Source organism: Peribacillus sp. YIM B13477, assembly GCF_042787955.1.
In the GTDB taxonomy this organism is placed as follows: domain Bacteria; phylum Bacillota; class Bacilli; order Bacillales; family DSM-1321; genus Peribacillus; species Peribacillus frigoritolerans.
On sequence record NZ_JBHZPD010000008.1, the window covers coordinates 249492 to 263739 of the forward strand.

The following is a 14248-nucleotide window of genomic DNA, read 5'->3' on the forward strand; positions in this document are numbered from 1 at the left end:
CTTTTTTAATTAGAAAATTTCAAGTTGATTTTTTATTCTAAATTTCACACGATAAGTCCTATGAAAATACTACTAAAGTAGAAAAATAATGAAAATTGGTAAAGTTATTATGTAATGTAGATAATTTACAAATTTTTAATGGACTCGGCAAAATTGTTGTGATAAAGTGTTATCGATAATGATAATAGGTAATATTTAACCCAGAAAATGAAATAATTGTTTTAAAAAAGAAATTTTATAGGGAAAAAATGGAGAAAAAATGCAGGATTTCTAGAAAAAAGAGGGGAGGAAAATTATAAATGATTGAATACTTTATGAATAAGAAAAAAATTTATAAATCTTATATCAAGTATTATGAAGCGGATTCAGTCAATTTGGACTATATTGATGATATTTTTAACGAAAAAGAATGGAATTATTTAAATTTGCAAAATGGTCCCAAAAGATCCATCGAAGCAAAGAAAAGTTTGTACTTTGGAAAAAAAGCAATTATGGAGTTTTTTGGTATCGGTTTGGATGAAATAAAGAATGTATCCCTGTTGAAAGGAGTCTTTGGACAGCCGGTCATTGTTACAAGCTTGTTCTTTTTAACGAACATAGGTATATCCATCACACATACGGATAAAACATTCGGAATATTGCTTTTTGATCAACTGCATCCAATGGGAATCGATATTGAGACTAAAACGAAATCCGATTCTGAATTTTTAGAAACCTACTTAACGGAATCCGAGAAAAAAATGATTAAGGAAAGCGATGGTGTTTTAAGTAAAGAAGTTTTCTTTAGTGCAAAAGAAAGTCTATCAAAGATATTAAAAACAGGATTGACCTCTCCACTTGAAATCTATGAAATTTCCAAGGTTGACATGGATCATGATAACATCTCACTTTTCTATAAAAATTTTACCCAATATAAATCAACGGTTGTACTCGTGAATGATGAAATAAGAAGTGTTACCTTTCCGATAAATTCTACGAAAATAATTGAGGGGGAATACCAATGGAATTAAAAATGGAAGCAAATGCTGAATTAAAAAACAAAAACAAATTAGTACAATATCTTTTTAAAAAAGAGGATAGAGTTCACAAGTTAATCATTTCGTTATTGATACTCAGTTTAATAGCAGGTATCGAAACGACGCTTTTGTTATATTCTGCAGATCAAAAAGGGATGAACGTATTAAATGGCATGTCCATTTCAGAGATCGGAGCCCTTAGTTTTGCCATTAACACAATTGTAATGGGAGCTCTTGGATTATTGGTTACATTCATCATTCAAATATTAATTGTGTGCCTATTATTTTTAGTTTTAAAAGAAAGACCGGTAAATATAAAAGGGGTTTGCCAAGCTGTCATAAATGCAGGGGTATGCATCGTGATTGGATCCGGTGTTAATGCAATCGTCGCATTATTGGTTAAGAGCAAGGAAACGACATTCACTAGTTTATCCTTACTGGTGCATGATAAAAACTCCATCCTTCACACATTCATGGCTGAGTTTGAGTTGTTTTACATTGTCAGTTTAATTCTATTCAGCTATAGTCTGGGAAAATTGGCGCTCATTAAGAGAAGAAATGCATGGATCATAACGATTGTAATCGCTTTGGTTTCTTTGGTTTTTCATATGTTGACAGTTGCATCAGGCACATATTTAAAATAACGGGGGAAAATGATGAATATGAATTCTTTAGCGAATTTATTTGAAGAAAGTGTCAGGCAATATGGAGACAATATTGCAGTAAGAAATAAGGGTATGCAATTTACATATAAAGAAACGAATATCTTGGCAAATAAAATGGCAATGTACATAAAGGACAAAGGGATAAATAAAGGAGACAATGTCGGAATCTATATTGAAAAATCCGAGCAGGTTTTATTTTTGATCATAGCCCTGCTTAAATCGGGTGTTACTTATGTACCTATCGACCCTAAAAGTCCTGATGAAAGAGTAAAGCATATAATAAAGAATTCAGAATTGAAGTTATTAATTGGGGATAAAAGCCGGATTAGCGACATTGGTTGTAATTATGTATCTATTGATGAAGTGATAGATAAATCAAAAGGTATGACAGGTGAGAATGTACATACTTTAATTGAACAAGAAGATCCAGCCTATATCATTTTTACATCGGGCTCAACGGGAAAGCCTAAAGGAGTTTGTGTTTCACATGAAAACGTCATGAACTTGTTTTATGGCTGCGACGATTTGTTCGAGTTTACTAATAAAGATAAATGGACATTTTTCCATTCCTACGCATTTGATTTCTCCATATGGGAGATGTGGGGGGCTTGGATATATGGCGGAGAAGTTGTTGTGGTTTCATTTGAAGAAAGCAGAAATCCAATATCCTTTGTTGAGTTATTGATAAATACACAAACAACCGTTTTTAATTGTACGCCAAGCGCTTTCTTCGAAGTGAGTGGTGAGCTCATAAATCGTCAAAATGAATTAAGTTTAAAATACATTATTTTTGGAGGGGAAGCATTAAACTTCAAGAAATTGGCGCAGTGGTTTTCACCCGAAAATGGCAGGCTGCCAAAGCTAATAAATATGTATGGAATAACTGAAACCACCGTTCATGTAACCTACAAAGAAATCGCTAAGAGTGATGTTGAAAAAGGAATGACCAATATCGGAAAAGTCTTGCCTCATCTTGGGTTCAAAGTGATGAATCAAAATGGAGAAGAAGTAACTGGAGATGAAGAGGGCGAGTTATACGTTTCAGGAAAAGGTGTATCGCTTGGCTACTATAAAAACCCGATGATGAATGAGATGAAATTTACGGATATCGATAATGTCCGCTACTATAAGTCAGGGGATATAGTGAAACTGTTGGATGATGGTGATCTGCAATATATCTCCAGAAATGATGAGCAAGTGCAGCTAAGAGGTTTCAGGATTGAATTAGGGGAAATTGAGAGCGCGTATAATGAATTGCAAAACATCAAGAACGCAGTTGTTACGATGGATAAAGCGTTTAATGATGATATGCATTTATTTTTATACTATGTTGCTGATGAAGAATTAGCTGCTGATTATTTGAGGGAAAGTGTAAAAAACTCATTGCCAGCGTATATGATACCAAGCTTTTTTATCAAGGTGGACAACATCCCCCTAACTGTAAATGGAAAACTGGATAAATCTTCATTACCAAAATTCATAATAAAAGACCGTGAAACTACACCGAATTTCAAGAATCCAGTAGATGAAACAATAAGTGAAAAAGTAAGGGAATTGGTGGTTAGCATCATAGGCAATGGGGTTATAAAAAATAATCAGTCGCTACTTGAAAGTGGAATGAACTCATTATCGATAATGAGATTGATTGTCAATATTAAAAATCAATTTCATATTGAAATTGCTCCTTCCGTTTTATTGGAAAACGATACGATTATGAAATTATCCGAAGTCATAGAAGCTCGTCAAAAAGAAGAGGGAAAGCAAGATTATACACCTATCCATATCAATGCCAGAAATACATATCCTTTAACATATGAGCAAGAAAATTTGTGGTTCATTCATCAAACCAATGTAGACAAATCATTATATAACATCGTTTTTTCGTATGAAATAGCAGGTGAAGTGAATGAAGGAAACCTGGAATTATCGTTAGATAAGCTAAGCAATAAACATCAAATCTTAAAAAGTGTCATTAGGGAAGAAGCTGGAATGGGCATCTTGGTTTTCGATGAGTCGATTCATCATGATATTAATTATTTCGATGTTTCGGATCTTCCTTTAGACATGCAGGAAGAAAAAATGAATCACTTTGTGAAGGAAGAAACGGAACGGCAATTTGATTTAGTAAATGGTCCCCTCCTATCAATTACGTTAGTGAAGAGGAATGAAAGTGAATATCAATTATTATGTAACATCCACCATATTATTTTTGATGGTTGGTCGATTCCATTATTGATCAATGATTGGTTTGCCATTTATGAGGAAATCGAGAATGGCGACCGAAATGATAGAGATAACCAATCAATCCAATATGGAGATTATGCTTTATGGCAAAAAAACTCACCAAATTATGTAACAGGTAAGGATAATGAGTTCTGGAGTAATGAAATAACGGCATTACGGCAAAAGTCTTTTTTACAATATGATCATCAAAAAACCGGAGAAGGTAAAAGCACGTCCGATATTATCAGCTTTTTGTTACCTAAAGAAATTCAAGACAACCTGGAAAGTCTTCATAAAAAAACGAAATCGACTTTGTTCATGAGTTTACTTACCGCCTATCAAACCTTTTTATCGGTTTACTTTGATGAAGAGGAAGTTGTTGTCGGCAGCCCTTTGGCGAAGAGAAACCATGTGGATACTGAACAATTGATAGGATATTTCGTCAACACCTTGCCCTTTAAATTACATGTATCCCAGGAAGATTCATTTGAAGGGATTTTGCGAAAAAACATAAAAAATATTGCAGGTGTTTTTGACCATCAAAATTTACCTACTAAGGAGATTTTGAAATATTTATCGGCAGAAAGAACCATGGAAAATACTCCATTGTTCGATACAGTATTCGTCCTGCAAAATAACCAAAAAGAAAAGCTGGCATATAGGAATTTCAAGTTAAAACCGAAAAAAATCAATACCTTTAAAGCTAAATTTGATTTGGTTGTTCAGGCAGAAGAAATGGATGAGGATGAATTACTCATTTCGTTTGAATATAACAAAGCATTATTCAATAAAACGACGATTCAAAGAATGGCTAGTAATTTTCAGCATTGGCTGTTAGAGATTACAACCAAGGAAAGCAAGCGGATAAAGGACATTACCTACTTAGAGCCTGCACAGTTGCGATCATTAATCGAAATGGGGACAGGCAATGTAACTCAAGAAGTGGAAGGTCATCGTTTTGAAGATGTAATAACCAGGTTTGAGAATAAAGTGAGTACAAATTTCAATGATGTTGCCATTGTTCATGGTGATGATCAGGTGACGTATAGCGAGTTAAATGCCCGGGCAAATCAGGTGGCACAACGCTTATTCCTAAATCATGTAGGTATAGAGGATAGAATTGGGATTTTTATGGATCGATCGATCAATATGGTTACGGCCATTTTAGCCATTATGAAAGTTGGGGCGGCATATGTGCCTTTGGACCCTTCACAGCCAGTGTCACGGTTGAAACATATGATTGAGGATTCTCAAATCACATATTGTTTAAGTAATGAAGAAGGACTTCCAAAGTATCCCGGTGATGAAGGAAAACTTTTATGTATCGAAGACATACTAAAAGAACCAGAAATTGAATGCACAGTATTCGATTCAACAAAGATATCGGAAAGTGATCTGGCCTATATCATCTACACTTCAGGAACAACGGGAAAACCTAAAGGGGTCATGATTGAACATGGAGGGTTGGCCAACCTCTGTAATTGGCATATCAATTATTATTCAGTAGATGGAAAGGATGCAGCAGTACTGGTTTCGAATACATCTTTTGACGCATCCGTTTGGGAGATATTCCCTTATCTGACGAATGGGAATAAACTCCTGATACTGGATTACTATGATTTATTGGATGTAGAGATCCTTTCGGAGAAGATGGAAAAGGAGAAGGTCACACTCGCGTTTTTTTCAACGGGGCTGCTCGAGCAATTATTTATTAACGATATGAAATTTCCAGAATCAATCAGAGCCATTTTGACAGGGGGAGATCGTTTAAAAACGATACCCGATCGTTTGAGCTTTGATTTATATAATAATTATGGTCCAACGGAGGGCACTGTCGTTGCAACAGCATATAAGGTACTTCCAAGTGATGATCAAGTGATTCCGATCGGAAAGCCAATCTTAAATGCAGAAGCATACGTGTTCAATTCCAGGATGAAGCCTGTTCCTAAAGGTCAAATAGGTGAGCTGTATATCGGCGGGAAAGGCATTGCAAGGGGATATATAAATAATCCGGGGAAAAACGATGAAAGCTTCATTCAAAATCCGTTCAATCCCTCAAGGAAACTATATAAAACTGGAGATTTGGTTAAGTATGCGGAGGATGGAAATCTACTCTTTGCAGGCAGGGCTGATGACCAAGTGAAAATACGCGGATATCGTATCGAACTTGGGGAGGTCAGTGCAGTTCTAAATAAATGCCCTGGTATAAAGGATTGCTTCATAGCGATAAAAGATGAATCTAAATCGAAGAAATTCATCATGGCCTATTATATCTCCGACAATGACCTTGAAGAAAATTATATCCGGGATTATATGAAGAATCATCTTCCACATTATATGGTTCCTTCTTATTTCATTAAAATGGAGTCCTTTCCGCTAACCGTTAACGGCAAAGTGGATGCTAAGAGCTTACCGGATACAAAAACGAACCCGGAAGGCACTAACAGTAAAAGTGTCATGAATGGAACGGAACAAAAATTGTTAAAGATATGGAAAGAGGTACTGAATAATCAGGAAATAACCATCTTTGATAACTTTTTCGAATGTGGAGGAGACTCCATCCTAAGCATTCAAATTTGTTCACTTGCCAAGAAAGAAAATCTTCTCATCACTTCAAAAAACATCTTTGAAAAACAAAGTATCGAAGAGCTGGCAAAGGTTGTGGAATTGACGGGCGATGTAACGATAAATCAGTCAGATGTTTTTGGAAAGGCACCATTTACACCTATTCAAAGTTGGTTTTTCACTCAACAAATAAATAATTATAATCATTGGAATCAATCTGTAACGTTAAAGGGCTACCCGCAATTGAATGAGAAACGGCTGCAAAGAATCATGGCCCATATCGTCAGACATCATGATGGGCTCAGATCAAGGTTCAATAGAGAAGAATCATTTTCGCAAGTGGAAAAGCAAATCGGCCCGTCTGAAAATTGGACTTTGAATTACGTAAATCTATCAAACCTGAATAAGGACCAGCAGGGACGGGAAATAGCTAGACTCGGGATCGGTGCACAACAGGGCATCAACATTTCAAACGGACCATTAATGAAAATAGTATGCATCAATACTGGGCAAAACGAGCATGTAATCATTTGGATCATTCATCATTTACTTGTTGATGGGGTTTCCTGGAGAATCTTGATCGAAGATTTTGACCGGCTATATATTCAGGATATAAACAATCAGGAACTAAAACTGGATAATAAAACGACATCATATAAGGAATGGGCGAATAACCTCAATGAATATAAAAATAGCATTCCTTTAGGCATTAAAGAGTACTGGCTGAATGAACATGAAACGGTATATGAAAACGCCCTGGTCAAAACAGGAAATGTTTACGATGGAAAATCATTTGAAATGAAACTGAATAAAGAGATTACAAGCAAAATCTATAATGATATGACAAAAACGTATAAAGCATCTATTGATGAAATATACTTATCCATTTTCGCAGCGCTAATAGGGAAATATTTTAATAAAAAAGATATTCATTTTACTTTGGAGGGACATGGTCGCGAAGAGTTATTTGCAGGTGTCGATCTATCCAGGACAGTAGGCTGGTTTACTACCATGTGCCCGGTTTATATAGAAAATAAAGAATCGATTTCGAACACGATTCAAGGTACAAAGAAAAAATTAAGGACCCTGCCTAATAAAGGGATTGAGTATGGGATCATAACCGAATTATGCGGCGAGACATATATGAAACAAAATAGGCCGATCATCAGTTTCAATAATCTAGGTAGATTTCACCAAAACAATGAATGGGCTGCAAAAGAGGTCACCTTTTTTAGTGAACATGATATTCAACATAATTCCTATACCGAACATGAAGTCGATATCGAATTGCTTGTAGTGAATGAGGAGCAAACCATAAAAATAAACTATAACAGACATTTCGTAAGAGAAGATTTTGAGCAATATATTCAACACAATATGCCGGAATTGTTACGGACATTGGAAGAAGAAACAAGGGAAAAACAAATGTACCGTCCGGAAGACTTTCCATTGGTGGATATGCCTGAAGAGGAACTTAACCAACTCTTGCACAAAGAAACAAGAATTGTTGATATTTATGAATTGACGGCTTTGCAAAAAGGGATGCTGTACCATAGCTTGTTTGATAGTGAAAGCAGCCAGTATAAAGTACAGCTCATTTTTGATATTAAAGGTTTCCTGGACGTCGATAAATTAACCAATGCCATTGTGACAACTGCAGGGAAACATGACATTTTAAAAACCAAATTGTATTCAAGCAGAAAAGGGGTATTCTACCAACTGTTAATGAGTTCCATGGATACCGAGATTGAATATGAAGAAATGATCGATCATCAAGAGAAGTTGGAAAAGTTGTTAGCTGATCAATATAAGATCATAGATATCGAGAATAATAAGCTGAATCGCTTCATGATCGTTAAGCTTGCGGAAAATCAATACCAATTAATATGGACATTCCATCATATTATTATGGATGGCTGGAGTTACTCGATGGTGATTAATGACATTTTTGCTGCTTATCATTCAATAACACCATCATCATCCGTGAGTCCTTCATTTAAAAAGTATGTTGAATATATGAAAGATTATACAAGTAATAAGGAACTGCGGGACTATTGGGCAGGAAAGTTGGAAGGTGCTCGAAATTCCGGATCCAGTTTAATGGGAGTGCAAGAAGGCGAGGGGTACATTGAGAATAGCTATTTGAAAGTATTGGATGAAGAATTAAGTGATTCCATTCAACGATTCTGTCAGGAATACAAGATTACCATGAATACTTTCTTTCTAACCATTTGGCTAGCCACTTTGAAAGAAATAAAAGGTACGGAAAATGTATGCTGCGGCGTAGTGACATCCGGCAGGAATATTCCTATCCAAAATATTGAGGCAATGGTTGGTCCATTTATCAACACTGTGCCGTTCATCAAGCATATCAGCCACGAAAAGAGCTACATGGAAATACTGGATGAGGTTCAAAATGAATTTTTGGAATTAAGTGCCTATGAGAATACACCTTTATCAGAGATTTATGAGTGGGCTAATTTGGAAAACCAACTATTTGAATCATTATATGCTTTTGAAAACTATCCGATGAAACTAGTTAATAATGATGAAATCAATGTTAGTTTGAAAGAAGGACGGGAAACGACCCATTATCCAATCGTCATCATCATCACCCCTGGTTCAAGTGTTCAAATTAAATTTAATGAGGCAGCGGTCAATCCAAAGTTAAGGTCATCCGTACTTTCTATATTTAATCAAATCTTAAGTGAAATGCTGGAAAAATCAAAAGTGAAATGAGGGGAAATATATGGAGACAACAATTGCGGTGAAGGAAAGGTTAATTGAGGAAAAACTTATTGGATTTTGGAAAGAAATTTTAGAACAAGAGACAATAGATACAGATTCCAACTTCTTTGACTTAGGGGGGAATTCCCTTTTAGCGATGCAATTTATTCAAATGGTGAAGAATAACCTGGGAGTGAGATTACCAATCAAGGTGATGTTCGAACAATCCACCATCAAGGAACTATCAGTACTCATCAAACAATTGGACGATATGCATAAGTTAAGTTGAATGGAAAAGAATTGAGGTGTTTTTCTATGAACAGGATGATCAGTGAAACGGAAGATAGGCTATTAAACTTGATTTCAATTATTATTGAACCTTTTAAACTATCACTAGTAGAGGACATGAATGAATCACTAAGCACAAATGAAAAAAAAGATGAGTTTTTGTCTTCGATAAAACAGGAGTTTGGTATTCAATTAACACCGGAAATCATTTCAAGTCAATGGAATATAGAAAAACTGGCAAGTTTTCTGGACATGCTCCTCGACATGAGGGAAGACGAGGTAAATAAGCCTTATAAACGTGGGAAAAGTGAAGGAATGCTTTCTCATAATCAAGATCGAATGTATCTGTTCGACAGCCTGGATGAAAGGAAAATGCTCTATAATATGCCATTTAAATTCATTTTAAATGGCGTTGTGGACATTGATGACCTGCAACAGGCATTAGATTTCATGATTGAACGCCATGAAACTTTGCGAACTAATTTCAAAGGAGAAGAACATCAAATCCTTCAATTCTTATCAAAAAAAAGCCGAAACATGATTGCCTATGAAGACTGCCGGGGATTAGCTCCCGAAGTCAGCGATATAATGGTCACCTCCCATCTTACTGAAGAAATGGAAAGATGCTTCGACCTGGAAAATGATCATTTATTTAATATGAAACTATTTCGAGTTGATGAAGAAAAACATTATTTGGTATGCAATTTTCACCATATCATTTTTGATGGAGTATCGTTCGTCACCTTTTTCGAAGAGTTATTGGAGATTTATGAAAGAATTCAAACAGGCAGGGTCGGGGATATTCCCCCTCTGGACATGCAATATTTAGATTATGCTGTCTGGCATAAGGAGTGGGTCAAGGAAAGTACGCCAAGCCAAAGGAGGTTTTGGGAAAGTTATTTAGATCAAGAGGAAGAAGCGTTAGAACTTCCATTTGACTTTCAACGTCCAAAATCACCTTCTTACTCAGGCGAAAGACTGGAAATGGCCATAACGAATGAACTTCGTGCATGGATTGACAGGGTTTTAAAGGAGAATGGTACGACTTTATATGCTTTCATGATGACCGCCTATCAAGTGTTTTTAAGTCGGTATACCGGGAAGAATCAAATCATTGTCGGGAGTACCGTGGCAAACCGCGGCCAAGAAGAATTTGCCCGGACAGTTGGATGCTTTGTCAATACGCTGCCAATGATGCTGACCGTTGATCCATCAGAATCATTTCATGAAATATTGAACCGGAATCGTAAAGTGATTTTGGATGTATTGGAACATCAAGCTTTTCCATTTGAAAAAATCGTTGAAATCATTAATCCAGACAGGGATCTCAGCCATTCCCCATTGTTCCAAACAGCTTTGGCAATGGAAGAAAGCTTTGATGGGAACTTCAGCAATGCATTCTTCACTCTTGAACAGGACAAATTCGAAATTCCTTATTCAAATTATGACCTGACTATAAAGGTGAAGGGTTCTCATGACATAATCCTGGAATTCGAGTATTCCGATGAACTTTTCAGACGGGAAACAATTGAAAGACTCATGATGAGTTTCGAAAAATGGTTATTCCAAATTTGCAGAAATGCGGATATACCTATCTGTCATTTGGAGTATTTAGATGACAATCAAATGAATCATTTGTTATTTGAGTGGCAAGGTGAGGTTTCGGATGCACATCAAAATGAGACGATCACCTCCATATTCAAAAGAATCGTCAAGAAGCATTCAAACAAATTAGCCGTTGCTGATAATGGTCAGGCTATTACTTATTCGGAATTAGATCATAGATCGAATGTGATTGCGAAATTGGTCAGAAATCATACCGAAAAAGGTTCTAATAAGGTAGGCCTGCATGTAAACAGGTCGATTGATATGGTAATCGGCATGCTGGGAGTCATTAAAGCCGGGTGTGCATACGTTCCGCTTGATCCTATGCTGCCAGCTGAAAGATTGGAATATATCATCAATGATTCGAAAATGGATATATGCATTACGAATCAAGTTGAGGCTCCTGCCATTAAAAAAGTAGCTAAGGTGATTGATCTTGAATCCGTACATTACGTAGCTACCGAATGCTGTAACGAATCTATTGCACCTTCCGATCTGGCTTACATAATCTATACTTCGGGAACGACAGGAAAACCCAAAGGTGTCATGTTACCCCATAGAGGCGTAGTGAATTTAATAATAAGCCAAAACAAGTACTTACAACTTGATGAGACCTCAAAGGTATTACAATTTGCCACTTTTAATTTTGACGCTTCTATATATGAGATTTTTGGAAGCTTATTAAATGGTGCAGAGCTGCATATCGGGAATAATAAGGAGGAAATGTTTGATTTATTTGCGTTGGAAAATCAAATCAAAAGTGAAAAATTAACGCATCTAGTATTGCCGCCTGCAGTATTACAAGAGCTCGATATAGAGGGATCCCATGTGAAATTCGTCGGTTCAGCCGGGTCTGAATGTCCAATAGCCTTGCTGGAACGCTATCAAAATATAAACTTTTATAATGCCTACGGTCCAACGGAATATTCAGTATGGACGACGTTTGAGATGTTCAAAGCGTATGAAAACGATGAGACTACCAATAATAAAGTCTCGATAGGCAAACCCATCCTGAATACTGACGTTTATTTATTAAGTCCAGAGCAAAGACTCGTCCCGATAGGTGCGGCAGGGGAAATATATATTGGTGGTGAAGGATTAGCCGTTGGATATGTGAATAATGATGAGTTAACAAAAGAAAAGTTCATTGAACATCCTTTTAAAGCTGGTAAGCGTTTGTATCGCAGCGGTGACCTTGCAAAATTCACGAGCGATGGCGAATTGATTTTTCTGGGGCGTAAAGATAATCAAGTGAAAATCAGAGGTTTCCGTGTTGAAGTTGATGAGATTTCGGTCAACCTCAATGCTTATCCGCAAGTAAGTGACTCATTCATTAAGGTTCAGGATCAGCCAAACTTAAATAAACAAATAATCGCTTATTTCACATCCAAACAACAAATTGATTACGATCACTTAAAAGCATTTTTAAAAGAGAGATTACCAAGTTACATGATTCCCTCATTCTTTATGCAAGTGGACAAATTTCCGTTAAATGCAAATGGGAAAATTGATTCAGCACTTCTTCCGGTACCCGTAACCCGAAGCAATACATTGGAAGAACCTGAGACATTCAATGAGAAAGTGCTTCTTCAAATATTCAAAAGTGTCTTAGGATTGGATGACATCAGTATCCGGGATAACTTTTTTGAACTTGGCGGCGATTCCATTCAGAGCATTCAAATATGTTCACTAGCAAGGCAGGAAAGTATAATCATCAGTCCAAAATCAATTTTTGAAAATCAAACGGTAGCAGAGCTGGCAGCGATAGCGAAAACTGAAAACAAGGTCATGATTCAACCTATAGCCACTAGAGGGAATGTGGAACTGACCCCCATCCAAGAATGGTTCTTTGCGGAGCACACTGCTTCCATCAATCATTGGAACCAGTCCATTGTTTTTAGTAAAGATTCCTGTGCTCAAATGGAGGACATTGAAAAAATCCTATCACATATCGTGGAACATCATGATGGATTGTTAACCCTATTTGAAAAACGTGACGATAAATATATCGGGAATATAGACTCCGAACACAAAACATGGGAGTTAGTCTATAAGGATATACATCATTTGGATGAGGAAACGCGAATAAGGGTGAGAGATGAATGGGAAAGTAAGGCTCAAGGTTCATTGGACATAAGTAATGGACCGATCATGAAAATGCTTGTTTTAAAAGAACAGCCGAACAAGTATCGCTTCTTTTGGGTAATCCACCATTTATTGATTGATGCTGTTTCCTGGAGGATCTTACTTGAGGATTTCAATACTCTCCATGATCTGGCATTAAACAATCAAACAGGAAGGCTTGCTCATAAAACGTCATCATTCAAAGACTGGTCAAACTTCTTGAAGAAATACAATGAATCGTTGATGGACCCTGAAACACTCCGTTATTGGGAACAAAAAACAAAAAGTGAAATAACGGATTTTAAGATAGCGGAAGACTTTATAGCTAAAGAAGAAAGAACGATGGAGAAACCATTCAGTGAGGAAGAAACTGAATTCTTGATCCAGGAATTATCAAGGCAATCAAAAGCGACTGTGGAAGAAGTATTGTTGTCATTAATCGCAAAGGGTTTGAAACAATCTTTTGAAGTGAAGAACTTCTGGTTGGAAGTAGAAGGGCATGGCAGGGAAATGGTGGATGAAACAATCGATGTTACTAGGACCGTTGGCTGGTTTACTGCGATGTATCCAATATTGCTGCATTCAGATGGGACGTTTGACGATACTTTAAAAAACACGAAGAATGCTATAAGGGAAATCCCGAATAAAGGTTTTGATTATGGCGTCATCAAGTATTTACGACCTGGGGTCATTCAGGAGCCGGATATCTACGTTACTTTTAATTACTTAGGAAGATTGGATTCTCAATTTGAATCATCCAATAGCAGGGACTTTGGTGAGTTTGAAAATAAACCAAAATTGCATTTCCTGTCATTTATCCAGGATGGAAAACTAACCATAAAAATAATTTCAAAATTAGCCGAAGAAAAGATGAATCTAATAATGGAAGCTATTGGTGATGTTGTCATGGAAATCAAGGGAACTGAATTTGACCAAGGTTCTTTAATAGAAAGTGATTTCCCGGATGCGATGCTCACTGAGGAAGATTTGTTTCATATATTGAATTCTAACAAATAAGGTGATTACTGGTTTAAT

Annotated in this window: 5 protein-coding genes; all 5 read left to right on the plus strand. The window is 36.4% G+C overall.

Annotated elements, in window-relative coordinates:
* Positions 1 to 299 precede the first annotated feature (299 nt).
* The 5 genes from ACFX4H_RS21710 to ACFX4H_RS21730 are packed head-to-tail and all read left to right on the plus strand — an operon-like array spanning position 300 to position 14230.
* Positions 300 to 1010, plus strand: a complete 711-nt coding sequence (locus ACFX4H_RS21710; RefSeq protein WP_377436185.1) for a 4'-phosphopantetheinyl transferase family protein — start codon at positions 300 to 302, stop codon at positions 1008 to 1010.
* Positions 1001 to 1660 (plus strand): hypothetical protein, encoded by a 660-nt coding sequence (locus ACFX4H_RS21715; RefSeq protein WP_377436186.1) that lies wholly within the window; start codon positions 1001 to 1003, stop codon positions 1658 to 1660. The genes ACFX4H_RS21710 and ACFX4H_RS21715 overlap by 10 nt, the downstream gene beginning before the upstream one ends.
* Positions 1661 to 1678: 18 nt before the next feature.
* A complete protein-coding gene (locus tag ACFX4H_RS21720; protein WP_377436187.1) occupies positions 1679 to 9208 on the plus strand; it encodes an amino acid adenylation domain-containing protein in 7530 nt (2509 codons plus the stop codon).
* A 10-nt stretch (positions 9209 to 9218) separates the two neighbouring features.
* Positions 9219 to 9485 (plus strand): phosphopantetheine-binding protein, encoded by a 267-nt coding sequence (locus ACFX4H_RS21725; RefSeq protein WP_053533736.1) that lies wholly within the window; start codon positions 9219 to 9221, stop codon positions 9483 to 9485.
* 26 nt (positions 9486 to 9511) lie between these two features.
* Positions 9512 to 14230 (plus strand): amino acid adenylation domain-containing protein, encoded by a 4719-nt coding sequence (locus tag ACFX4H_RS21730; RefSeq protein WP_377436188.1) that lies wholly within the window; start codon positions 9512 to 9514, stop codon positions 14228 to 14230.
* Positions 14231 to 14248 lie beyond the last annotated feature (18 nt).